Here is a 22208-nt window from a genome sequence, read left to right on the forward strand (position 1 = left end):
CCTCCGGCTCGATAGCGGTGGCGGAGGCCGAGTAGCGGCGGACCGCCGTCATTCCGCGTCCGCGGCACGCTCGGCTGAGACGCTCAACCCCGTCCGGGCACCCGGACGGGGTTGAGCGGGGTCGGATCCGGGATCAGGCGAAGTCGAACACGAGCGGGAAGGCGAGGACGACTGTCCAGGCCCAGACCGCGTACACGATCACGTAACGGGTCTGCCACTGTTCCAGGCGGGCGAAGGGCATGCGGCCACGGACGAAGCCGAGGAACAGCCATGCCGACCACGCCAGGTTGGTGAGCAGGATGACGTTCTCGCCGAGGGCGGCGGTCTTGTTCGGACTGAAGCCCCACTCGGTGATCCGGCCGGTGATCGCCAGCAGCACCAGGGCGTCGATGAGCAGGGCGCTGACGACGAGCGCGAGCTGTAGGCGGTCGAAGAGGCTCGGCCGGGCCGTGAGGTCACGGGCGGAGATGGCGTACAACAGCAGGCCCAGCACGACGACCAGCAGCAGGTCGAAGAGGATGAGCGCGTCCCGCTCGACGTCGATGCCGTTGCTGGTCCAGACGATGGCGACCAGGAAGGCCAGCAGGGCGGCCGCGAACAGCGGTGTGAAGACGCGGGTCAGCACCGGCGCCATGTTCTCGATGACGCTCTGCTTGGCCTCCACCAGCCAGGCCGCCACGATGACCGCGGCGGTGGCACCGCACGGCACCAGCCACGACTGGATGAATCCCTCGGCGTCGATGCCGATGGCCTTGAAGGTGCCCACCGTGAAGGCGGTGAGCACGCCGCCACCCAGTCCGATGAGGGCGAAGTAGATCAGCCACTCCCCGGTGAACCGGATGAAGTCCATCCGCCGCCGGTCCGAACGCCAGTCGCCGCCCGCATAGGCGACGCCGACCACCAGCCACAGCGCGAGCGGCAGGTGGATCGCCGTCAGCACCAGGGTCTGCGAGTCGTCCGCCAGCGGGTACGCGTTCGCGGCGACCGCGCCGAGTACGAACAGCGCCGCGAGCACCCCGATGACGCGCAGGCCGACCCGGCGTTGCCAGGCGAAGTAGGCGGCCAGCGCCGGCAGCGCGAACAGGCTGACGTTGCGCGCGTAGAAGGCGCCGTGGTCGCCCGAGGACAGGTCGAGGCCAAACAGGGCCGGCACCTTGATCGAGAGCGCCGCGACGGCCGCGCAGAGCACCATGACGGGCAGTTCCCGACGGGTACGGGCGGCGGCGGGCGTGTCCGGCTCCCCGGGCAGTACGAGCTGCTTCCACAGCCGCTCGGAATGCTCGCGGGCGAACTCCCGCGACAGCTCGTCGAGGCTGCCCATCCGTTTGACGGCGATGAGGAAGGCCTCGTCGGCGCGCAGGCCCGCCTCGGTCAGCTCGGTGATCCGGCTGCGCAGGTGGTCTTCCAGCTCCTCGGCATCGGTGTGGTGCAGCTCCCGGCGGCGGTGTGTGTAGGCCCGCCACTCGGCGATCTGGCCCTCCAGATCGTTGTCGCTGTTGACGCTCATCGTCCCGCCTCCCAGGCCGGTGCCGCGATCGGCGTGATGGACTGGGTGGCGTTCCAGACGCCCCGCAGGGCGTCGACGACGGCGGCCCACTGGCGGCGCTGCTCGGCGAGCTCGGCCCGACCCTGCTCGGTGATGCGGTAGTACTTGCGGCGGCGGCCCCCGGGTGGGGTCTCCCAGGCGGACTCGACGTGCCCCAGCCGCTCCAGCCGGTGCAGCAGCGGGTAGAGCAGACCGTCGGTCCACTCCAGCTGCCCGCCCGACAACTCGTTGACCTGCTTGAGGATCGCGTAACCGTAGCTGTCGCCCTCGGCGAGGATCCCCAGCACGAGCGGGGTCGCCGAGGCCGCGACGAGATCCTTGGTGATGTGCATGTGACCACCTAACCCTAGAACTGCAATGCATAGTAGTTCTAGGTATGGCGGCCGCGCAACGGATCGGAAGGCCTCTCGCCGTACGCGATATCCCGGATGTGGTGCGGCGCCGCCCGAAGTCAGCGGCGCTTGAGTTCCGACTGCAGCCGTTGGACGAGCGTCTTGCGGTTCTTGCCGGCGCGTTCCTGCTTCAGCGCCGCCTTGAGCTCGTCGGTGTCGAGACCACGGACCAGCCCGGCCGCCTCGGCGACCGTCACCTCCGACAGCCGGTCGACCGACGTGGCCTCCCGGCGCGCGCGTTTGGCGGGCGCGGTGTTGGCGACGAACTGCCTGCCGGACCTGGACGCCTCGCGCTTCTTGGTGTCCGTTGCGCGCCGCTCGTCCTCCGAGAGTCGTTCCCAGGCCTGCTTGGGCAGGTAACGCTTGGTTTCGCCGCCCTTGCGGGCCCGGGTGGCGCCGTTCCTGGTCTGCCAGTCCTCGGCGCCCCACCGCTGCAGGGACTTCTGCCGCTCATCCTTGGGGCCCTGATAGCCTCCGCCCCGCTTCTGGTACTCCTTGGTGAGCAGCTGCGACTTGCGCGCCGACCACTGCCCTGGCCTGCCGCCCTTGTCGGAAGCCTGCAGCTCTTCCTTGATCTCGTTCCTCAGCTCGGGCTTCGTGTACCTGGCCATACGCAGCACTTTCCCGAGGCGACCTGGCCTATGCGCCCCGCCGCGGGTCACCGCCCGGCTGACCGGGATCGGCCGCCTTGTCCCACGCCGCGAGGAAGTCGCGCGAAGAGACGCGTCATTCACGTCGCGTGCGACGCGGCGCAAGGGGTACTCCGCTGCGGCCTTTCAGCGGGAAAGCGTCCGGATCGACCGCGCCGGACCGCCGCTCGCAGCTCACCCTGAGGAGCACGTCTGATGCAGAACGCCGGACAGGGGCGGATCTCGCCGGGTGTCGCCCTGTTTCTGCTCGCCTCGATCCTGGTGTCGTTCCTGGCCGCGTCGGCGGCCCCGACCCCCCTCTACGGGATCTATCAGGAGCGCTGGCACTTCTCGCCGATCACCACCACGGTGGTGTTCGCCGTCTACGCCCTCGCGGTGCTGGCGTCCCTGCTCACCTTCGGCAAGCTCTCCGACCACGTCGGGCGGCGGCCGGTCCTGCTGGTCACGATCGCGATCCAGATGATCGCGCTGGTCCTCTTCCTCTTCGCCGGGGGCGTACCCACGCTGGTGGCCGCCCGCGTCGTACAGGGGCTCGCGGCCGGCGCCGCCACCGGCGCCGTCGGGGCCGCCATGCTCGACCTCAACCCCGCACGCGGCACGCTCGCGAACTCCATCGCCCCCGGCGTCGGGACCGGTACCGGTGCCCTGCTCTCGGCGCTGCTCATCCAGTTCTTCCCCGCGCCGACCCGACTGGTGTACGTCGTCCTGCTCGTCGTCCTGCTGATCCAGGGCATCGGGGTGGTGCTGATGGGGGAGACGGTCACGCCGATGAGGGGAGCGCTGCAGAGTCTTCGACCGGAGATCAGACTGCCCCGCGCCGTACGCGCGCCGGTACTCGTCGTCGCGCCGGTGGTCTTCTCCGTCTGGGCGCTGGCCGGCTTCTTCGGCGCGCTCGGTCCGGCGCTCACCCGCGCCCTCATGGAGAGCTCGATCGTGGCCGGCGGCCTGGTCGTCTTCGTCTTCGCCGTCTTCGGGACCATCGCCATCCTGCTGCTGCGCAACGCCCCCGCACGGACGGTGATGCTCACCGGAATCAGCGCACTCATCCTGGGCATGATCATCACGCTGGTGTCGGTCACCGCCGAATCCGTCGCCGGATTCTTCGTCGGGCTCGCGTTCGGGGGCGTCGGCTTCGGCGCCGGATTCCAGGGAAGCCTCAAGACGATCGTGCCGCTGGTCGAGGCGCACGAACGCGCCGGCGTGCTCTCCGTGCTCTACATCGTCTGCTACGTCGGCTTCGGCCTGCCCACCGTCATCGCCGGCTTCCGGGTGGTCCACGGCGGCCTGCTCCGGACGGCCAAGGAGTACGCCGTCGCCGTCATCCTGCTCGCCCTGGTGGCCCTGCTCGGGCTGCGCAAGGCCAACCGGGCACCGGCCGGCCGATGACCCACGGCGGGGACATCACCGCCTCATCCGGGCGAGACCTCGACGGCCGTGGCGCCGACGATCGCCTTGTTGCCGTGGTGCTGCACATAGCCGACCACCGAGGCATGTCCAGGATCGAGGTCCGGCGGCACCGCCAGTTCGACCCGGCCGCTCGGGGCGACCAGGCCCACCGACGCGAAGGCGCGCACCACGTTGTCCTGCCGCAGCGTCCGCCCGGCGTTCTCGCCCCGGGTGACGTCGTTCTCCAGGCCACGTTCCACGACCGCAATGTTCAACACCGCCCGCCCCGGCGGCCGTTCGGCCCGGTAGTCCACCACCACCCGGTGCCCGTCACCCCCGGCGGCGTCCTCGACCGAGAGCGCGAGCGGCGTGGTGGCTGCCTCCGTCAGGGCGGCGGCGATCGCGGTCGCCGCCCGTCGGCGGTCGGAGCCGACGAACTCGACGGTGCCGTTCACGATCATCTGCGGGGTGTACAACCCCCCGGAGCCGAAGGCGCGCGCGTACGCCCCCTGCCGCGTGGTGTACGCCCCGTCCGCGAACGGGTCGGGCCAGCCCAGGTCGTCCCAGTAGTCGACGTGGAATCCGAGGGCGTAGACGGGCTGTCCCTCCTGTCGGGCCTCGCGTTCGATCTCGGTCAGCAGTTCCTCCGCGGGTGGACAGCTGTTGCAGCCCTGGGAGGTGAACATCTCCACGACGGCGAAGCCGCCGCCGGCCGGCCCGAGGTCCCGTTCCTGGGGCGAGGACTGTGGCCGAGCACTGGTCGACCCGGTGCGCGATGGGTCCGTCATGGCGTGTCTCCTCCGTCGGTCCTGCTGGCGGCCCTGCGATTCCCGATCCGGCCGCGACCATGCCCGGTCGCCCGCCGCTCCACGGCAGGGCCGGTGGGCGGGATTCTGCCGCGACGGCTCGGCCGGACGCCGATCATGACCGGTGGAGAGGGTGGGCGGTCGGACCCGGGTCCGGCTCCGCGCGGTCAGGCTCGCGGTGCCGCCGGCCGTTCGTACGGCGACTCCTCGGGTGACCGGGGCGCCGGCGGCCTGGTGTCCGCCGTGTTCAGGACGCGGTCCAGCAGGGTGGCGGTCGCTGTGGACCAGGTCAGCTCGCTGGCCAGCCGGGCGCGAAGCTCGGCGATCCCGGGGAACTCCGCCTCCCGCTTGCGCAGCGCACCGTGGATGGCGTTGCTCCAGTTCTCGACGTCCCGCTCGTCGTCACCCGTCGTCGGTACCACGATCCGGGCCGCCTCCTCCGGCCCGAGCCGCTCCTCCAGCAGCTCTCCCAGGCCGCTCTCGCTGCTCACCAGCACCGGCGTGCCGGCGAGGATGGCCTCCACCGCCACGAGGCCGAAACCCTCGGCCCGGGAGGGCATGAGGAGCAGGCTGGCCGCCCGTAGGTCGGCGGCCAGCCGCTCCGCCCTGGTCGAGTACGGGCGCACCCGCACCGGCAGCGACGCGTCTGCGGCCCAGCCCCGCATCCGGTCCTCCAGGGTGGAGCACGTCTCCGGAGGAGCGCCGCGGACGAGGAGTTCGACCCGGGGAGTGCCGGCGCCACGCCGGCGGCGCGCCAGGTTGAAGGCGCGCGCCGCCAGGTCGAGCCCCTTGAGTCGGTCGTCCTCCGTCCGGCCGACGAGGAGCACCGTCCAGGGCCGGCCCTGTGGTGGCTGGCGGGGAGGTCCGACGCCGAGGTCGAAGCCGGGATCGAAGCGGATCAACCGCGCCGGGTCGACGCCGCGAGCCTCCAGGTCCCGCAGGAACCAGTAGTACATCCGCGGCCCCACCGCCACGGCGTGGTCGGCCTCGGCGCTGAGCGCCAGCTCGACCTCCTGCCGCTCCTCGGCGAGCACCCCCGCGTCCACCCCGCGGTCCGCCTTGTGGCGCTCGATGTCGTCGGGAATGACGTGCAGGAAGTGCAGGCGCTTGGCGTGCGGGAAGTCGTCGCCCAGGTGGTGGGCGGCCGGGCCCGTCCACCGGCCGTGTCCGATGATCACGTCGGGAGCCGTGCCCTCGGGAAGCGGCGGCCGGCGGGACAACCGGTCGACGTCCGAGGCTCCGGGCGCCTCCGGGGCCTCGATCAGCGTGACGCCCGCCGAGGTGGCGTCCCGGCGCTCCTCGTCGGTGGCCCGCAACACCACGCACGTCACCCGGGCGTGCGCGGTCAGCGAGCCGCACAGCTGCCGGTTGAAGGTGCTCAGGCCGCCGAGCGAGGAGGACCACTCGGTGGCCAGTGCGAGGACGTGCCGCCGGCCGTCGCGGGTCGTGGCGGCAGAGTCCGGCTGCCTCCCGGGTAGGACGGGGTCGCCGTACTGGGGCCGGATGGCGATGGTCGACAGGCCGCTGAGGGCGGGCGGCAGGATCGGAAACACCAACGAGGGCGGGGACGTGAAGTCCAGGCGGCCGACGCTGGTGTCCCAACTGTGGAGCAACAGCGCCCGGAGCTCGTCCGGAGTCGAGACGGCGACGTCGCTGCCGAGATAGGTCCCGGCCAGTTCCGACGCGTCCGAGGTCCGGCCGAGTTCGAGGGCGACGAAGGCCGCGCACCAGGTGGAGGCCGACGACGTGGAGAAGCTCTTCTGGGCGGGGTAGTTGTCGACGGCCTCCTGGGCCCGCACGGCGTCGCCCAGCGCGAGGTGGCACAGCGCCTCGTGCACGGAGAAGTTGATGTATCTCGGGCTCAACCGTCGGCCGTCGGCGAGGAGCGCCAGCGCCTCATGCCAGCGCTGCCCGCGTTCCAGCAGGTAGACCTGCGCCAACCGGTACTGGACCTCGAGTTCCGGTTTCTCCCGCAACCAGGCGACCACCTCTTCGAGCAGGTCGTCGGTGGGCGCGCCGGCCGCGTACTGGGCGGCCAGCGCAGCCAGTCGCTCGGTGTTGCCCCGGGCGCGGTCCACACCTTGGCGCAGCGCCGCGATGGCTTCCCCGGTACGCCGCCGTTCGTTGAGGTAACCGCCGAGTTGCTGGTACACCGAGAAGAGGCTCTTGGCCGGCGCGACGTGGGCGGTGGCCTCGCGGGCCACCGCGATCGCCGCCTCGGTGCCGTCCACCGCCCAGACGAGCTTGGCCCACAACACCCAGGGGTCGGCGTGATCCTGGTCCAGGGTGGCCGACTCGGCCTGGGGGACCGCTCGGGAGAGGTCCTCCGGACGGCCGCGATCACGCAGGAGCATGGCCAGGTGGTAGTGGGTGCCCGGGGTGCCCCACCGGCTGTTGTACAGCTCCAGCAGCGCGATGCGGGCGTCCCGTTCCCCGACGGTGTTCACCCGCACTGACATCCACCCGTAGCGCTGCCCGATGTAGCGCCTGGCCGGCTCGATCGCCGTCAGCAGGGCCTCTTCCGCGTCGGCCGCGGTGTAGTGGTACGCGGCGCCGTCCAGGCCGAGCAGGAGGGTCCGGTCGTGGACCTCGGTTCGTCCGGCGGCCTGCAGCTTCCGGGCGTACCAGTCGCCGGCGCGGGCGTGGGCGGCACGCCATGCGGCGCCGTCCCGTCGCAGCTGGACGCCGTCCGCCTCGCGGAGCAGCGGATGCACCTGGTATCGCCCGGCGGGACCGGCTCCCGGCCGGTCGGTCTGGGTGCGGGCCTGCAGGAGGTACCGCTCCTGGGCGCCGCGCACCAGCTCCCGGACCTCACCCCGGCCGCCGCCCATCGCCTCGATGAGGTCCCAGTCGGCCCAGTCGCGGATCACCGACATGTCGCGCAGGAAGGCGCGGGTGGACTCCGGCAGGCCCTCGGCGGCCTTGGCGAGCAGCGTCCGTTCGATCTCCTCGACGAGCTTCGAGTCGAAGGGTTCCTCGGGAGCACTCCCGCTCGGTGGCAACAGCCCTTCCAACAGGTGTGACTTGAGCAGGTAGCCGAGCAGCCGCAGCACTCTCGGGTTCCGTCCGAGGCGGCGTACGACCTCCGGCCGCCGGTGGTGCGGGAACCGGGCGTCGGCCTGCTGCGCGCCGAGATGGTCGAGGACGATCGTGATGGCGTCGGCGTCGTCGGGCGGCAGCAGTTCGGTGACGTGGAAGTGCTCGGTCCAGGTCCAGTCGAGGTGCCGGTTCGACACCAGCAGCAGGCAACCCCGGTCCGTCGGGCGCCGGGCGAGCTGCTCCAGCATTCGCGCCATGGACGCCGACGGCTTGCCCTGCGGGTCGAGCAGCCGCTGGAACTCGTCGATGACGACGAGCGCGCCCGCCGCCAGCAGCGAGCGGAGGATGTCGGCGAGGGTGGCGTCGGCCGACACCGTGGCGGCCACCCCCGGGTGACCCCCGTCCTTCAGCTCCTCCAGGATGCGGCCGCCGATCGTCGTCGCCACGTCGGCTGTCCCCACGGGCACGTCGACCCATGCCGTCGGAATGGACTGGCTCGCCGCCCAGTTCCGCAGTGGTCGGACGACCTGGTCCGACTTGCCGACACCGGCGAACCCGAAGAGCAGGGCCGCGCCGCGGCCCTCGAATCGCCACTTCTGCCAGAGCTCTTCCGCCACCGCCCGGCGTTCGGCGCCGACCAGATCGGAGATGGCCACGGGGCCCTGCTCGGCTGCCACTGCTCCTTGATACCCCATGACGACGCTGTGTTGTGTCTGCCAGGCGAAGTATCGACCATTCTCCGGATGCGGCTCGACCCGGTCGAGAGACCGGGGGTGAGCCGGTGGCGGCTCGGTGTGCCACCTCGGCCCGGGGGATCGCGACGTCGAGGCGGCTCAGTCGGCCGTGCCGACCCGCTGGAACGCGCTGGCCAACCGGGCGAGGTCGAAGCCCTCGAAGTGGTCCAGGAACCGCCGCCGCACGGCGGCCAGGTGGCTCGGCCAGGACTCCTCCAGGCGGGCGAAGCCGGCATCGGTGAGGACGGCGTTCCAGCCCCGCGCGTCCTCCCCGCTCCGGACCCGCTCGACCAGGCCCTGGGTCTCCAGGCGGCTGATCGTGCGGCTCATCCCGCTCAGGGAGAGTTGGCAGGCGGCGGCGAGTTCGTTCATCCGCAATCGCCGGTCCGGCGCCTCGGAGAGGATCCGCAGGGCGTTGTACTCGGTGAAGGGCAACTGGTGTGCGCCGACCATGTCGGCGTCGATCGCCCGTGGCAGGACGTACATCAGCTGGCCCAGGGCGCGGACCAGCGCCTCCTCGTCGGGGTTGAGAGGTCGCAGGGGTGTGGCGGAGCTACCGGACATGGCGCCCATTCTAGTTGCTTGACCAAACAAATCGGCGCGGGTGCTGTGACGGTTGGCACGGCTCAGGTAATTGCTTGACCAAGCAAGCACTGGCTAGCCTTCACGGTGCCAGTCAAGGACTTCTGAAAGGCACAGTCATGACCAGGATCGGAATCATCCTCGGCAGCACCCGCCCGGGGCGTAACGGCGAAGCCGTCGCCCGCTGGGCCCTCGAGGTCGCCAAGCAGCGCTCCGACGCGGAGTTCGAGCTCATCGACCTGCTCGACCACCAGCTGCCGCACCTCGACGAGGCGTACCCGCCGGCGATGGGCCAGTACACCCAGCCGCACACGATCCGCTGGGCCAACACCATCGCGTCGTTCGACGGGTTCGTGATGGTCACCCCCGAGTACAACCACTCCACCTCGGGTGCCCTCAAGAACGCCATCGACTTCCTCTACGCCGAGTGGAACAACAAGGCCGTCGGCTTCGTCAGCTACGGCTCCGCCGGCGGCACCCGGGCCGTGGAGCACCTCCGCCTGATCGCCGGCGAGCTCCAGATGGCCGACGTGCGCGCGCAGGTGGCGCTGTCGCTCTTCACCGACTTCGAGAACTTCAGCGTCTTCAAGCCGACCCAGTTCCAGCAGGACGCTCTCACCGCCACGCTCGACCAGGTCGTGGCCTGGAGCACCGCGCTCGCCCCGCTGCGCACCCGCTGACCGCGTCCGCACCCTGATCCGGCGATCGCCGCGGGATCTGCCGCGCGGCAACCTGTCGAGACCGACGGGTCCCGCCGGTCCGCCTCCGTTCGAGGCCGGATCGGCGGGACCACGTCGTCGCTCGCCGACGACCGCCGGGGAGAAGGCCGCGCGGAGCCGGACGACGGTCCGGGCGGCCTCGGTGCCCCCCGCGCCGGACAACGAGCGGCGTCTGCCGCGACCCCCGGCGAGCTAGCATCCCGCCCATGCGCCTGAAGCTCGGCCGTCCCGACCTCCACCGCTACGCGGCCCGGTTCGACGTGCCGCCGGCCACTGGAAGGTTCGCGGCCGTGTTCCTGGGCGTGTCCACGCTGCTGCTGGACGACGGCGAATCCGCCACATCCTGACCGACGGGTTCTTCTCCCGGCCCTCGCTGCTCAAGGTCGCGTTCTCCAGGATCGCTCCCGACCAGGAGCGGATCGCCGGCGCGCTGACCCGGGCCGGGCTCTCCGACCGTCGGCTGGACGCCGTCGTGCCGGTGCACACCCACTTCGACCATGTCCTGGACTCCGCCGTCGTCGCGGAGCGCACCAACGCGACGCTCCTCGGCGGCGAGTCGGCCGCCAACGTCGGGCGCGGCCACGGCCTGCCGCCGGACCGGATCCGCGTCGTGACCCCCGGCGAGCAGGTCACGTCGGGTGCGTTCACCCTCGGGTTCGTGACGTCGGAACACTGCCCCCCGGACCGCTTTCCCGGGCACATCACCGAACCCGTCGTGCCGCCGGTCAGGGCCCGTGCCTACCGGTGCGGTGAGGCGTGGTCGCTCCTGGTCCGGCACGACAGCGGTCGCACCGCCCTGGTGCAGGGCAGCGCGGGCCTTGTTCCCGGGGCGCTGGAGGGGCACCGCGCCGACGTCGCGTACCTCGGGGTCGGTCAGCTCGGCGCGCGGGACGAGGGGTACCTCACGAGTTACTGGGCGCAGACCGTGCGGACCGTCGGTGCCCGGCGGGTCGTCCTCACCCACTGGGACGACTTCTTCCGCCCACTGGACCGGCCACTGCGCGCGCTGCCGTACGCCGGTGACGACCTCGACACCACCATGCGCGTGCTCGGCCGCCTCGCCGACCGCGACGGCGTCGCCCTGCACCTGCCGACGATCTGGCGCCGCGAGGACCCCTGGAGCGGGCTGCCCTGAGGCCGGGCCGGTCGGCGGCCGGCACGGCGCCGGACGTTGATTCCCGGGCGACCGTGGTCGGGCCCGCGGAGTTCAGCGGTCGGGCTCCGGGCCCTGCCGGCAGAGCCGTCGGTGTTCCGCGGTCACCACGCCCAGCAGGAAGAGGTCCACGGTGAGCGCGGTGAGCGCCCCGAACTGGTTGACGGTGAAGCTGAAGATCTGCCCGAACAGCAGGTCGACCAGGAGGGCGAGCTTGAACAGCCGGAAGGCCCGCGTCCGGTCGCGAGGCAGCAGCGACGCCCCGCGGATGCTGAGCACCGCGGTGATCAGCGCGGAGATCGAGACCCCGAGCACGGCCCGCCACTCTCGCTGGTCGTGCAGCTGGCCGGTGATCGTGTCCAGCAGGACGCCCAGCACGACGACGAACGGCTCGCCGACCAGGTAGAGCACCACCAGCGCCACCACCCACCGGTGCGTGGTCACCCAGACCACGGCCCGGCGGGCCCGGCGCAGCCACGGCTGCCAGAACCGGGGGCCGGGTGCCTCGCGCCGGGGCACCGTGTCGAGCAGCCGGGTGATCGCGTCCTCGACGTCCGGGCCGCATCCGCGCACCAGCCGGGCTGCGGCAGCCCGCCGGTCGTCGGTGAGGCCGGTGCGCAGCCCGCCGACCACCGCGTACAGCGCGTTCGCCGTCCGCTCCGGACCGGTGAGGCGGATCCGGCCCCGGATCGCCTGGGTGATCACCACGAGCAGGGCGAAGGCGCCGTAGATGATGCCGGCCGCCGGGGCGTAGAAGTAGTCGGTCCCGGCGGTGACGAACTTGCCCACCTCGTCGATGAACAGCCCGAAGCCGATCCCGCCCAGGACCGCGCCGAGGTTGCGCGCCGCGCTGCCCAGGAAGACCAGCGCGACACCCAGCCCGGTGGTCATCAGCAGGCCACCCCAGAGCACGTGCGCGATGTGCAGCCCACCGCCGCCGAGCTGCGGGTACCCGGCCGCCTGGAGGAAGGCCCGGACGAGCAGCACGGTGACCACCCCGGACAGCACGAACGCCTGCAGGTACGACGGCGCCTCCAGTACCCGGAGCGGCATCGTCCAGCGGGACGGGCGGGCGGGCATGCTCTCGACGCTAGCGGCGGCGGCCGGCACCCAGGGCCGGTTCCGTCCAACTGCGAACCGGCCGGCGGCCCGGTTCCGCCCGCGGCGTACCGGGCGTCAGGACGGGCCTCGCTCCGGACGGTGCCGGGTGCCGCTCACCCCGCCCCGCTCGTTGCTCACCTGCGACGTGATCGGTAGGCGGTGAGGGTGGCGGGCAGACCCCGGCGGATGATGCCGGCCCAGTCGGTGTCACCGCGCAGCAGCGCCCCGGCGGTGTTGCGGGCCTGCTCCAGCGTGAAGTGCGGGGGCAGCATCAGCTCGGCGGGGTCGACGAGAGCGTTGACGACCACCGGCCGGTCGGCGTTCAGCGCCCGCTCCCAGACGCCGGGGATCTGCTCCGGCGCGTCGACCAGCTCGCCACCCAGCCCGAGCACCTCCGCCCACCGGTGGTAGCCGATGTCCGGCAGTTCCTGGCTGTCCGGGAACATCGGCGTCCCCTCGGTGGAGCGCTGTTCCCAGCTGACGAAGGCGAGGTCCCGGTTGTTCAGCACCAGCACCACGAACCGCGGATCGGCCCAGCTGCGCCAGTACTTGGCCACCGTGATGAGTTCGTTGACGCCGTTCATCTGCATGGCGCCGTCGCCGATGAGCGCGACCAGCGGGCGGTCCGGGTGGGCGAACTTCGCCGCCAGCGCGTACGGCATCGCGCCGCCCATCGACAGCAGGGTGCCGGAGAGGCTGGCCAGCATGCCCGGGCGCACCTGGAGGTGCCGGGCGTACCAGGCCGTCGTCGTGCCGCAGTCCACCGAGATCATCACGTCGTCGGGCAGTCGGTCGTTGAGGGTGGCGAAGAGGAGCTGGGGGTTGACCGGGTCGGCCGGTTGCTCGGCGAGATCCCGCTGCGTCTGTCGCCACGCCCGGGTCTCGGCGGAGATCGTCTCCCGCCAGCCGGTCGGCGCGGGGCCGGGCCCCAGCTCACGCAGCAGCGCGCGGAGGGTGGCGGCCGCGTCGCCGGTCAGGTTCACCTCGGTCGGGTACCGCAGCCCCAGCTGGGTGCCGTCCCGGTCGACCTGTACCGCGCGGGCCCGCCCCGGCGGCGGATAGAACTCCGAGTAGGGCATGTTGCTGCCGACGATCAGCAGCCGGTCGCAGTTCTGCATCAGCTGCCAGCTCGGGCGGGTGCCGAGCAGCCCGATCGCGCCGGTCACCCAGGGCTCCCGGTGGTCGACCGCAGGGAAGCCCAGCAGCGCGGTGGCGACGCCCGCGCCCAACCGGTGGGCGACCTCGCGTACCTCGTTCTCGGCGCCGAGCGCGCCCTGCCCGACCAGCATGGCCACCCGCTCGCCGCCGCGCAGCACGTCGGCCGCCCGGCGCACCTCCGCCTCCGGTGGCACGGTCGGGCCGCTGCTCGGCACGCTGCTGGTGTGGTAGTACCCGTGGGCGTACGGCGGCTCCGGCACCGCCGGCTCGTCCTGCACGTCGAGGGGGAGCACCAGGGCGGTGACGGTGCGCCTGACCAGCGCGGTCCGGCAGGCGCGGTCCACCAGGTGGCGCACCTGGGCGGGATGGTCGAGCTGGGCCAGGAACGCCGCGGCCACGTCCTTGTAGAGCGCCAGGAGGTCGACCTCCTGGTAGTACCCGCCACCCTCGGCGGTCAGGGCGGTGTGGCCGACCAGGGCCACCACCGGCTGGTGGTCCAGCTTGGCGTCGTACAGGCCGTTCAGCGCGTGGATCGCCCCCGGCCCGCTGGTGACCAGGACGCAGCCCAGCGGGCCGCCCCCGTACTTCACGTGCGCCGACGCCGCGAAGCCGGCGGTCTCCTCGTGCCGGACCTGTACGAACTGCGCCCGCTCGTTGGTGCGTTGCAGCGCCGAGGTCATCCCGTTGATGCCGTCGCCCGGGTAGCCGAAGTAGCGGCGGACGCCCCAGCACGCCAACCGTTGCACGAGGTGATCCGCCACCTTGGCGTCCCTGGGCAGCGGCCAGGGATCCGCCGGCACCCGCCCGTCGCCGTCCACGCTCACCTGACTGATCCCTCCACTCGGTCCACGGGGCGGGCGCCGGCCTCCGCCACCCGGACCGTCCCGCCCGCCGCCGCCGGACGGTATGAGTATGTGGCAGCATTTCCGGCAGATGGCCGATTCGACCCCTGCGCCGACCGTCCGGGGGAGGAGGCCCGCCTCGGCCCGGCGGGCACGTCAGGTTCGGGCCGCGCGGTGGCACCGCCGGATACGGTGGCAGGCGTGACCGAGGCGGTGCCGTGCGGCTGACGTGGTACGGGCACAGCACCGTGTGGATCGAGGACTCCGGCACCCGGCTGCTGACCGACCCGCTGCTGCGTGACCGGCTCGCCCATCTGCGGCGACGCCGTGGGCCCACCCCGCGGCTGCCGGGCGCCCCGGACGCCGTACTCGTCTCGCACCTGCACGCCGACCACCTGGACTTCGCGTCGCTGCGCCGGCTGCCCCCGGACACCGCGTTGGTGGTGCCGGCGGGTGCGGGCCGCGTGGTCCGTCAGGCGCTGGGCGCGGCGGCCGCCCGGCGCTGCACGGAGCTCGCGGTCGGCGACCGCACCACGATCGGCCGGGTGACGGTCGCCGCCGTCCCCGCCGCCCACCACGCCGGCCGGGGCCCGTGGTCCCGGCACCGGGCACCCGCCCTCGGCTACCTGATCGACGGCGAGCTGCGGACCTGGTTCGCCGGGGACACCGGTCTCTTCGACGAGATGGCCGGGCTGGGGCCGCTCGACCTGGCGCTCGTCCCGGTCGGTGGGTGGGGACCCACGCTCGGGCCCGGCCACCTCGATCCGGCGGGCGCCGCGGAGGCGGTCCGGCGGGTGGCGGCGGCGTGGGCCGTGCCCATCCACTTCGGCACCTTCTGGCCGGTCGGCTGCGAGCGGGTCCGGCCGGACCGGTTCTTCGACCCGGGGGACGACTTCGCCCGCCACGCCGAGGCGGTCTCCCCGGGCACCCGGGTGCGCGTGCTGCGGCCGGGCGAGTCCGTCGCGGTGCGCCGGCCGTGACGGCGACGCTCGGCGTACTGGGCTCGCTGGTCCTGGTGGTGCTCTTCGGGTCCGTCGTCCCGGTGGTGCCGACCGGCGCGGCGGTCAGTGGCGCCGCCGCGCTCGCCGCCCACCAGCATCCGGTCACCGTGGTGCTCGTCGTGATCGCCGGCGCGTGCGGAGCGTACGCGGGCGACCTGGCGACCTACGGCATGCTCGGCTGGGGTGGCGAGCGGCTCGCCCGGCGCCTGCACTGGCTGCGTGGCCGGCAGCGGGTCGGCCGGATGACGGCGCGCGTGCGCGAGGAACTCGTCTCGACGCTGCTGGTGTCCCGGCTCATCCCGGGCGGCCGGATCCCGGTGCTGCTGGCGGCGGCCCTGTCCGGGCTGACCTGGCGGCGTTTCGCCCTCGCCGACGCGCCGGCCAGCCTGCTGTGGTCGGTGCTGTACGCCGCGATCGGCGTCCTCGGGCGGGCGATCTTCCCCGAGCCGTGGCAGAGCGTCGTCGCCGCGATCCTGCTCGTCGTGCTGGTCAGCCAGGGGCTGAGCTGGCTGGCCCGGCGCCGGGCCCTGCCGGGCGAGCCGCCGGTGGCACCGTAACCGACGGCCGCCCGGCGCTACGCGCCGCGCACGTCGGGGTCCAGCGTGCGGCCCGCCGGATCGTCCCGCTGGTCAACCTGGTCGTCGGGACGGCGCAGCCCGAGCCGGCGCAGCCAGGCGAGCAACTGCCCGTGCACGGCTTCCGGGCCGACCAGCTCGCCCTCCTGCGGCCAGTCGGCGGGGTGGATGAGCAGGGCGTCCGTCTGCCAGCCGCCGAGTCCGCCGTGGCAGCCGACCAGCTCCTCGAAGGCCGCCACCTCCTCCAGACCCGGATCCACCGCGCTGATCACCACGAGATCACCGACGTGGTCCATCGTCTGGTGGCGCAGCAGGTCCTGACGCGCCCGCCGGCCGTACGGGGCCAGCGGGTCATCGCCGTCGACCTGTCCGTCCCGCAGGTTGTGGCAGCCGCGCGCCCCGATGGCCAGCGGCCCGGCGGCCGAGTCGACGACGACCAGGCCGATGCCGGGATGCGCGGCCAGGCCGTCGATCAGCCCCGGTACGAGGGCGTCGACCCGCTCGCGGGTCAGCCGCCCCGGATGGCGGGGCAGATAGATCATCGCAAGGTTGCCCGACGCCACCACCACGGTCTCCGGATCGGTCCGGGTCGCCGCCGCCGCCTCCTCGTCGGCCGGGCCCAGGGTGACCTCGCCCCCGTCCGTGTGCGACCGCACCGCCACCCGGGTCGCCGTGCCGGTCGCCCCGCCCCGCCCCGCCACCTCGGTGAGCAGCGTGTTGACCCGTCCCCACTCCTCGACCGGGCCGGCCGCCTCGGCGGTCGCCGCCTCCCGCACCGGCGTCGGTGGCCCTGGCCGCCCGTCGGGGGCGGTCGGGCGCACCGTGGGCGCGGCGAGCCGGGCGACCACCTGTGCCAGCGACTCGCCGTACCGCTGGCGGAACGTGGCGCCCTGGCTCTGCCCGTGGTCGCTCAACACCACGATGTGGTAGCGCCGCGCCGCCTCGGCCGCCAGCCGCTGGAGGATGCCGAGCGTCTGGTCGAGCGCTTCGAGGACCGCCAGCGCCTGCGGCCGGGCCGGCCCGGCGTGGTGGGCCACCTCGTCGTAGTCGAGGAAGTCGCAGAAGATCACCGGCGCCCCACCGGCCATCTGCTCGGCGATCAGCGACACGTTGAGGTCGCTGAGCAGGCTCGCCATCGGGCGCAGCGCCAGGTAGGAGCCGCTGCGCCGCCCCCTGGGCTGTACGCCGCGCAGTCGCTGCCGCCGCGCCTCGTACAGCTCGCGAACCACCTGCCCGGCGCCGCGCACGATGGCCCGGGCGAACCCGTACGGGCTGGCCATGAACGCCGCGTAGCCCCGGGTGGACCGCCCGGGCAGCCCGGCCCGGCTCACCGTGAGCAGGCTGGTGGGGGCGTCGCCGGAGAAGATCGTGCTGATGCTGACCCCGCCGTCCCGCAGCAGTCCCTGCCCGGTCGACAGCCGCCGCTCGACCTCGGCGGCGTCGCGGGGCCGGCTGGTCACCATGAGACGGCTGGCGCTGTCGTCCGCGGTCGCCTTCTCGTACCAGCGATAGGCCGGCACCCGCCGGACCTCGCCGTGCAGCAGGCCCGCCTGCGCCGCCGGCGTGGTGGCCGGCAGGCCGGTGTGCCAGTGGGTCATCCGGTGACTGCGGGAGCGCAGCCACCCACCGATCGTGGGCAGGTTGCCGGCTCGGATGGCCCACTGCACCAGCGGCGCGGCCACGCCGTCGAGCTGGACGACGAGCAGGGCGTCGGCCGTCTCCCGCTCGGGTGGCACCCCGCCGGCGCCGCGGCGGTGCCACGCCGGTCGCCGGTGGCGAGCCGGTCCACGGCGTACCCGGTTCATCACCCACAGCATCTCGCTGACGAACGCGTCGTCGGTGCCGGCGTCGGCGAGCCAGTTCAGGATCGCGGCCAGCGCCACGGCGAGCCACGCGGCGGCGAAGGCGTCGGCGAACCCGCGGACGTGCGCCTCCGGGTCCAGGCGCAATGCGACGTACATGACGACGGCCTGTACGCACACGCCGATGGCCAGCGCCCCGAGGCCGCCCAGCGCGGTGGAGAGCGCGAACAGCAGCGGGCGCAGCACCGCACCGATCCCGGCGATCAGCCCGACCAGCCACAGCATCGCGACCAGGCCGCTGGCGGTGACTCCCGGCAGTAGCCACAGCGTCAGGCTGAGCACCACGAACGAGGTCACCATGCTGCGCAGCAGCGCCCGCAGCCGCCCGAGCGTGGGCCGGTAGTCGCGCAGCACCCGCAGGCCCACCCGCAGCGGTTCGGGCAGCGTCCGGCGCGCCTCGGCGTCACCGTCCGGCTCCATCCCCATCACGATGCCACACCCCGCCCACCAAGATCGGCAGGTGCGGAGCCGGTCGTCCGGGCAGCTCCGCCACCGGTCCGCCGGATGCCGCCGGGGCCGACGGTCGACGCGCCGTCAGAGCACCGAGAAGCCGGCCGGCCGGCTGCCCGGGCGGCCGGTGGCGGCGTCCCGTCGCGTACCCCGAGCTGTCGGTCGCCGCCCGGTTGGCGCGCCGCCTCAGAGGCGGAGCGGTCCCGGCTCGGTGGCCAGCTCCCGGAACCGCTCCCGCGGGTCGGCCACGAGCCGCCGGGTCGACAGATCGAGCAGGCCGCCCACCCCGGTCACCGTCGCGACCTGGGTGCCGTCCAGGCGGCGGTAGTCCTGCTCGATCCGGAACGTCCGGCCCTCGCCCCAGTGGAACTCGCAGGACACGTCCACCTCGTCCCCGCCGCGCAGCTCCCTCAGGTATCTCAGGGTGACCTCCAGGGCGACCGGTCCCACGCCGGTGGCGATGAGCCGGTCCTGCGAGATGCCCGCGGCACGCAGGCATTCCCACCGGGCGTGCTCGGCGTACTGGAGGTAGACGGCCTGGTTCAGGTGGCCCTGGGTGTCGAGCTCGTAGCCCCGGACCGCGATGCGCACCGTGAAGGGATCTCCCATGCACCGGGAGCGTAGGCGGTGGGTACGACGCCGCTTCCGGAACCGCTAGCCGAGATGCATGCCGAAGCCCGCGAAAGCCTCGGGCCCGACCGGCAGGTCGGCCGCCGACCATGTCCTGAGGCCGTTGACCGTGACCCCGCCGGGCGCCTCCGGCGTCGCCGGTGTACTACGGACGACCATCACCGAGCCCGCCCGCTGCAACCCGTTGACCGTCGCGTTCCAGCAGCCCACGACGAGGCCGGCGGCACCGTCGGGCTGGCGCACCGTGCGGAGGACGTCGCCGAGGTAGAAGTACGGGCTGCCGGCGCTCGCCGGTACGCCCGGTGTCTTCCAGTCCAGCCTGCGCAGCCCGGTGGTGGTGAGCCCCTGTGCGCCGCCCCGGAAGACCGTGATCGCGCCCGTCCCGGCGACACCCCCGACAGTCTCCTGCGGGCTCGCGACGGCGACGTCGCCCCGACCGTCGTTGTCGAAGTCGCCGAACGCCAGTTCCGTACCGAAGAACGCCGACGGGTCGTCGCTGCCCGGGACGCCGGGGCTCCGCTGCGTCCAGTACTGCACGCCGTTGACGGTGAGACCGGTGGACGAGCCACGCAGCACGGTGACCGAGCCGCCCCGGTTCACCGTGTCGGAGCTGAAGCCTTCGCGCTGGGCATTCACCACGAGGTCCGCGTAGCCGTCTCCGGTCAGGTCGCCGGCGGCGAGGGCGTGACCGAAGCCGTCACCGTACTCGGCGACGTCCGGCACGCCCGGCGTGTCCTGGTAGAACAGCTGCGCTCCGGCGATGCCGAGACCGTCGCCCGTTCCGGGCAGGATGACCACCGATCCGGCGAAGTACGCGGACCCGAAGTGGTCGCGCGGGAAGCCGACCGCGAGGTCGTCGCGGCCGTCGTTGTCGAAGTCCGCCGCCGCCAGCACGGCACCGAAGCCGTCGGTCTCCGGGCGGACGGGCAGGCCGGCCGCGTTGCCGGGGACGTACTGGGCGGCGGCGGGACTCAGCCCGTCGGGCGTACCGCGGAACAGCGCGACGCCACCGACCCAGGGACGGCCGGCGCGGGGTGCCCCGGTCACCAGGTCGTCGGTGCCGTCACCGTTGAAGTCGCCCACGGTGAAGGCGGAGCCGAACAGGTTCTCGCCGGTGACGCCCTCACCGGGGACGTCGGCCTCCGGCGCCACGTCGGCGAGCCGGATCATCCGGGCCTCGGCGGTGGTCAGCCCCGACGGACCGCCGTAGAGGATGCGGAACCGGTCGTGCACGCTGCCGATCGCGAGGTCGGCGAAGCCGTCGTGGTCGAAGTCACCGGAGCCGAGCGCGCGGCCGAAGTCGTTGATCTCGCCGTGCGGGTCGGGCGAGCCCTCGTCGGTCGGCATGCCCGGCGTCGTGTGGTCGAAGTACTGGCTCCCCGCGGTGGTGAAACCACCCCTGGGATCGCCGAAGAGGACGTGGACGGCGCCGGTCTGCCCGCCGTTGACCACCTTGCGCAGCTCCGCCACGGCGAGATCCGGCCGGCCGTCGCCGTTGAAGTCGCTGCGCACCTCGTTCAGCCCGGTGATCGGCCGGAAATGACGGCCGACAGGATTCGTGGGCACCGGCTTCACGGCCCCCGTCGCGGTCGGCGTCCGCGTCGTGCCACCGGACGCCGTGGCGCCCTGCGCGGTGCCGCGCTCCGCGGCCGCGCCCGTCGGCGCGAGGCGTGCGCCGATCGGGCCCGGCCGGGCCGGCTGGGCCGGCTGGGCAGCGCCCACCACCGTCGGGTCGAGGTACGAGGTCGGTACGCCCGGACCCGGGGGAGGGGTGCTCGCCGTCATGCTCGCCGCGACGAGTCCACCCAGGACCGCGGCACTGCCCACCAACCGGTACGCCCGCATGAATTTCTCCCCCGCGATGTAGGCGTCATGATGACACGCCGCTCGGCCGGCCGGGGGGCACCAGAAATCCCGGCGCCGGCGGCGGGCTGCTGGCACGCCGGTCGGGTCCGGATGCCGCACACTGTGCCGGTGGCCGGAGCCGAACTCGTCGTCGCACACGACCTCGTGATGGACATGTGGTACGGGCAGTTCGTCATCCGTGGGGGCAGTCCCGCCGACCCGCCCGACGACGCGCTGTTCCGGCGGGCGCAGCAGGGGGCGGGCATCGCCGGTGACGGCCAGAGCGTGCTGGTGCTCTCGCCCCACCAGGCCAACGTCGCGATGCCGATCCGGGTGGAGGTGACCGCCGCCGCACCGGCCGACGATCTCGCCGACTGGGAGGAGGCGTTCGAGGGCGGCCTCGCCGTCGACGCCGAAGGGCTGCTGCTGTTCGACTCCCCGACCGCGGCGCGGCTGCACTGCCCGGTACCGCCCGGCCGGTACCGGATCCAGGTCGCAGGCCGCGGATTCGTGTCGCGGGGCTGGCCCGGCTCGACGCGACCGGGCGACGGTGGCGGGTGCGGCTGTGGCCGGCTGCCGGCCCGGTGGAACCCCGCCGGCTGAAGGCGTGGACCGAGCCCATCGAATGATCTACCGGCATATGTCTTGAAGTAACCATCGGTGCCGACCCCGGGGGCCGCGACGTGCCCAAAGGCGCGGCGTACCTTCGTCGGAATGCGCGTACTGTTCGCCAGCCTCGCATCGGTCGGTCACACCTATCCGCTGATCCCACTGGCGGTGGCCGTCCGGGAGGCCGGACACGAGGTGCACTTCGCCGTCGGCGAGGAGGTGCACGCACCGCTCGCCGCGAACGGCCTGCGCCCCTTCCGTCCCGCGGACGCGTTCTACGAGATCTACGCCGAGGACCTGGCACCGGAACTCGCCCGGCTGGAGCCCGACCTCGTCGTACACGAATGGGGCGTGCCGGGAGCGGCTGTCGCCGCCCATCGGGCCGGCATCCCGGGCATCTGGCACGGCTTCGGGCGGATGATCCCCGAGGGCATCGGCCTGGAACTGCCCACCCGGAACGCCGAGGCCGCCGGTCGGCCACACGTCGACATCTGCCCGCCGTCGTTGCAGGACGAGCACTTCCTCGCCAGCGCGGACCGGATCGAGTTGCGGCCCGTCGCGTACTCGACGCCGGCGGCGCTGCCCGCCTGGGACAGCCACCGCAGGTCACTGCCGCTGATCTACCTGACGCTCGGCACCGCCTTCGGCACCCGGGAGCTGCTGAGCGCGGCCATCGAGGGGCTGGCCGCGCTGGACGCGCGCGTGGTGGTCGCCGCCGGCCGGGTGCCCCTGGACCAGCTCGGGGACGTGCCGGACAACGTCAGCGTGCAGCGCTGGGTGCCGCAGGCGCAGCTGCTGCCGCACGCCGATCTCGTCGTGCACCACGGCGGCAGCGGCACCACCCTCGGCGCGCTCGCCGCCGGCGTCCCACAGCTGATCCTGCCGCAGGGCGCCGACCAGTTCGCCAACGCCGAAGCGGTCACCGCGGCCGGCGCCGCGCTGCGCCTGCTCGGCGACGAGGCGAGCGCCACGGCCATCGCCGAGCACACCCGGCGGCTCCTGCCGCGCGCCGGGCGGACCGACCACCGGGACGCCGCCCGCGCGATCGCCGATGAGATCGCCCGGATGCCCTCCCCGGCCGAGGTGGCCCGCCAACTGCCCGATCTTTCGCGCGGGTGAGAAAAGCGG

19 protein-coding genes are annotated in these 22208 nt (G+C 73.1%); 8 read left to right on the forward strand and 11 right to left on the reverse strand.

The annotated features are described in order from the left end of the window. Nucleotides 1-133: 133 nt before the first annotated feature. The 3 genes from ACTMTB_RS20215 to ACTMTB_RS20225 form a co-directional block, all read right to left on the reverse strand. A complete protein-coding gene (locus tag ACTMTB_RS20215) occupies nt 134-1507 on the reverse strand; it encodes a permease prefix domain 1-containing protein (RefSeq protein WP_441147790.1) in 1374 nt (457 codons plus the stop codon). Then, a complete protein-coding gene (locus ACTMTB_RS20220; protein WP_441147792.1) occupies nt 1504-1878 on the reverse strand; it encodes a PadR family transcriptional regulator in 375 nt (124 codons plus the stop codon). The genes ACTMTB_RS20215 and ACTMTB_RS20220 overlap by 4 nt, the downstream gene beginning before the upstream one ends. A 119-nt stretch (nt 1879-1997) precedes the next feature. Then, nucleotides 1998-2549, reverse strand: a complete 552-nt coding sequence (locus ACTMTB_RS20225; RefSeq protein WP_441147794.1) for a DUF5872 domain-containing protein — start codon at nt 2547-2549, stop codon at nt 1998-2000. 234 nt (nt 2550-2783) lie between these two features. On the opposite strand from ACTMTB_RS20225, the gene ACTMTB_RS20230 reads away from it, so the two are divergent. Then, a complete protein-coding gene (locus tag ACTMTB_RS20230; RefSeq protein ID WP_441147796.1) occupies nt 2784-3974 on the forward strand; it encodes an MFS transporter in 1191 nt (396 codons plus the stop codon). A 23-nt stretch (nt 3975-3997) separates the two neighbouring features. Here ACTMTB_RS20230 and ACTMTB_RS20235 read toward each other — a convergent pair whose 3' ends face one another. The 3 genes from ACTMTB_RS20235 to ACTMTB_RS20245 form a co-directional block, all read right to left on the reverse strand. Continuing rightward, nucleotides 3998-4762, reverse strand: coding sequence for a DUF1223 domain-containing protein (locus ACTMTB_RS20235; RefSeq protein ID WP_441147798.1), 765 nt, complete (start codon nt 4760-4762; stop codon nt 3998-4000). A gap of 185 nt (nt 4763-4947) precedes the next feature. Beyond that, nucleotides 4948-8475: a glycosyltransferase gene (locus tag ACTMTB_RS20240; RefSeq protein ID WP_441147800.1), complete on the reverse strand. Its 3528-nt coding sequence runs from the start codon at nt 8473-8475 to the stop codon at nt 4948-4950. Nucleotides 8476-8652: 177 nt separating this feature from the next. Further along, entirely contained in the window at nt 8653-9117 is a 465-nt protein-coding gene (locus ACTMTB_RS20245; protein WP_441147802.1) for a MarR family winged helix-turn-helix transcriptional regulator, read from the reverse strand. Nucleotides 9118-9254: 137 nt separating this feature from the next. Here ACTMTB_RS20245 and ACTMTB_RS20250 point away from each other — a divergent pair, with 137 nt between their 5' ends. The 3 genes from ACTMTB_RS20250 (at nt 9255) to ACTMTB_RS20260 (ending at nt 10989) form a co-directional block, all read left to right on the forward strand. Further along, nucleotides 9255-9815 carry an NADPH-dependent FMN reductase gene (locus ACTMTB_RS20250; RefSeq protein ID WP_441147804.1) on the forward strand — a complete coding sequence of 187 codons (561 nt, stop codon included), beginning with the start codon at nt 9255-9257 and terminating at the stop codon, nt 9813-9815. 245 nt (nt 9816-10060) lie between these two features. Continuing rightward, nucleotides 10061-10201 (forward strand): hypothetical protein, encoded by a 141-nt coding sequence (locus tag ACTMTB_RS20255; RefSeq protein WP_441147805.1) that lies wholly within the window; start codon nt 10061-10063, stop codon nt 10199-10201. Nucleotides 10202-10272: 71 nt separating this feature from the next. Further along, nucleotides 10273-10989 (forward strand): MBL fold metallo-hydrolase, encoded by a 717-nt coding sequence (locus tag ACTMTB_RS20260; RefSeq protein WP_441148123.1) that lies wholly within the window; start codon nt 10273-10275, stop codon nt 10987-10989. A 72-nt stretch (nt 10990-11061) separates the two neighbouring features. On the opposite strand, the gene ACTMTB_RS20265 is transcribed toward ACTMTB_RS20260, so the two are convergent. Together ACTMTB_RS20265 and ACTMTB_RS20270 are read right to left on the reverse strand one after the other, a co-directional pair. Then, the gene (locus tag ACTMTB_RS20265) at nt 11062-12060 is read right to left on the reverse strand and encodes a hypothetical protein (RefSeq protein WP_441148124.1); all 999 of its coding nucleotides are present in this window, start codon (nt 12058-12060) and stop codon (nt 11062-11064) included. 182 nt (nt 12061-12242) lie between these two features. Next, on the reverse strand, nt 12243-14090 hold the full coding sequence (locus ACTMTB_RS20270) for a thiamine pyrophosphate-requiring protein (protein WP_441147806.1): 1848 nt from the start codon (nt 14088-14090) through the stop codon (nt 12243-12245). Nucleotides 14091-14326: 236 nt separating this feature from the next. On the opposite strand from ACTMTB_RS20270, the gene ACTMTB_RS20275 reads away from it, so the two are divergent. Both ACTMTB_RS20275 and ACTMTB_RS20280 read left to right on the forward strand, forming a co-directional pair. Then, nucleotides 14327-15088, forward strand: coding sequence for an MBL fold metallo-hydrolase (locus ACTMTB_RS20275; RefSeq protein WP_441147807.1), 762 nt, complete (start codon nt 14327-14329; stop codon nt 15086-15088). Beyond that, nucleotides 15085-15666 (forward strand): DedA family protein, encoded by a 582-nt coding sequence (locus ACTMTB_RS20280; protein ID WP_441147809.1) that lies wholly within the window; start codon nt 15085-15087, stop codon nt 15664-15666. The genes ACTMTB_RS20275 and ACTMTB_RS20280 overlap by 4 nt, the downstream gene beginning before the upstream one ends. A 17-nt stretch (nt 15667-15683) precedes the next feature. Here the strand turns inward: ACTMTB_RS20280 and ACTMTB_RS20285 are convergent, their stop codons facing one another. From ACTMTB_RS20285 to ACTMTB_RS20295, 3 genes are all read right to left on the reverse strand, one after another. Continuing rightward, nucleotides 15684-17966, reverse strand: a complete 2283-nt coding sequence (locus ACTMTB_RS20285) for an alkaline phosphatase family protein (protein WP_441147810.1) — start codon at nt 17964-17966, stop codon at nt 15684-15686. A 216-nt stretch (nt 17967-18182) separates the two neighbouring features. Continuing rightward, on the reverse strand, nt 18183-18605 hold the full coding sequence (locus tag ACTMTB_RS20290) for an acyl-CoA thioesterase (protein WP_210774600.1): 423 nt from the start codon (nt 18603-18605) through the stop codon (nt 18183-18185). A gap of 45 nt (nt 18606-18650) precedes the next feature. Beyond that, on the reverse strand, nt 18651-20471 hold the full coding sequence (locus ACTMTB_RS20295) for an FG-GAP-like repeat-containing protein (protein ID WP_441147812.1): 1821 nt from the start codon (nt 20469-20471) through the stop codon (nt 18651-18653). 129 nt (nt 20472-20600) lie between these two features. Between ACTMTB_RS20295 and ACTMTB_RS20300 the strand changes: the two genes are divergently transcribed. Then, nucleotides 20601-21074 (forward strand): hypothetical protein, encoded by a 474-nt coding sequence (locus ACTMTB_RS20300; RefSeq protein ID WP_441147814.1) that lies wholly within the window; start codon nt 20601-20603, stop codon nt 21072-21074. A 111-nt stretch (nt 21075-21185) separates the two neighbouring features. Then, a complete protein-coding gene (locus ACTMTB_RS20305; protein WP_441147815.1) occupies nt 21186-22199 on the forward strand; it encodes a glycosyltransferase in 1014 nt (337 codons plus the stop codon). Nucleotides 22200-22208: the final 9 nt, after the last annotated feature.

It is taken from the genome of Micromonospora sp. L32 (assembly GCF_052068055.1).
Lineage (GTDB): Bacteria > Actinomycetota > Actinomycetes > Mycobacteriales > Micromonosporaceae > Micromonospora > Micromonospora purpureochromogenes.

What these genes read in the sequence shown, in the direction of transcription:
- ACTMTB_RS20220 (WP_441147792.1), bottom strand. Translation starts at nt 1,878, where the DNA reads ATGCACATCACCAAGGATCTCGTCGCGGCCTCGGCGACCCCGCTCGTG.
- ACTMTB_RS20265 (WP_441148124.1), bottom strand. Translation starts at nt 12,060, where the DNA reads ATGCCGCTCCGGGTACTGGAGGCGCCGTCGTACCTGCAGGCGTTCGTG.
- ACTMTB_RS20225 (WP_441147794.1), bottom strand. Translation starts at nt 2,549, where the DNA reads ATGGCCAGGTACACGAAGCCCGAGCTGAGGAACGAGATCAAGGAAGAG.
- ACTMTB_RS20285 (WP_441147810.1), bottom strand. Translation starts at nt 17,966, where the DNA reads ATGGAGCCGGACGGTGACGCCGAGGCGCGCCGGACGCTGCCCGAACCG.
- ACTMTB_RS20290 (WP_210774600.1), bottom strand. Translation starts at nt 18,605, where the DNA reads ATGGGAGATCCCTTCACGGTGCGCATCGCGGTCCGGGGCTACGAGCTC.
- ACTMTB_RS20215 (WP_441147790.1), bottom strand. Translation starts at nt 1,507, where the DNA reads ATGAGCGTCAACAGCGACAACGATCTGGAGGGCCAGATCGCCGAGTGG.
- ACTMTB_RS20255 (WP_441147805.1), top strand. Translation starts at nt 10,061, where the DNA reads ATGCGCCTGAAGCTCGGCCGTCCCGACCTCCACCGCTACGCGGCCCGG.
- ACTMTB_RS20245 (WP_441147802.1), bottom strand. Translation starts at nt 9,117, where the DNA reads ATGTCCGGTAGCTCCGCCACACCCCTGCGACCTCTCAACCCCGACGAG.
- ACTMTB_RS20235 (WP_441147798.1), bottom strand. Translation starts at nt 4,762, where the DNA reads ATGACGGACCCATCGCGCACCGGGTCGACCAGTGCTCGGCCACAGTCC.
- ACTMTB_RS20305 (WP_441147815.1), top strand. Translation starts at nt 21,186, where the DNA reads ATGCGCGTACTGTTCGCCAGCCTCGCATCGGTCGGTCACACCTATCCG.
- ACTMTB_RS20295 (WP_441147812.1), bottom strand. Translation starts at nt 20,471, where the DNA reads ATGCGGGCGTACCGGTTGGTGGGCAGTGCCGCGGTCCTGGGTGGACTC.
- ACTMTB_RS20230 (WP_441147796.1), top strand. Translation starts at nt 2,784, where the DNA reads ATGCAGAACGCCGGACAGGGGCGGATCTCGCCGGGTGTCGCCCTGTTT.
- ACTMTB_RS20250 (WP_441147804.1), top strand. Translation starts at nt 9,255, where the DNA reads ATGACCAGGATCGGAATCATCCTCGGCAGCACCCGCCCGGGGCGTAAC.